At 32.5% G+C, this 228-nt stretch carries 1 pseudogene; it reads right to left on the reverse strand.

Annotation, left to right across the window (positions count from 1 at the left end):
• A pseudogene (locus Q4550_RS25710) lies at window positions 1–228 on the reverse strand (penicillin-binding protein); the annotation flags it as partial.

A 228-nucleotide genomic window follows, 5' to 3' on the forward strand; every position in this document is an offset into this window, starting at 1 on the left:
TCGAGAAAACACATTCCTCATTTTTGAATAAGCTTCTATATCGAAAGCCCCGCCTTGATTTTTTTCATACTTATGATTAGCTATTTCCATTGCAATATTAAACATATAGACATTGGATGATCGTTGAAGGGCAGTTAATTCATTAATACTCCCCATGTTCACATATGATTTCTTTGGTTCTGTTCCAGGAAAATATAGTGGAGTATCATAAAAATAAGTATTTGGTTG

The organism is Anaerobacillus sp. 1_MG-2023 (assembly GCF_030547345.1).
Taxonomy (GTDB): domain Bacteria; phylum Bacillota; class Bacilli; order Bacillales; family Guptibacillaceae; genus Guptibacillus; species Guptibacillus hwajinpoensis_B.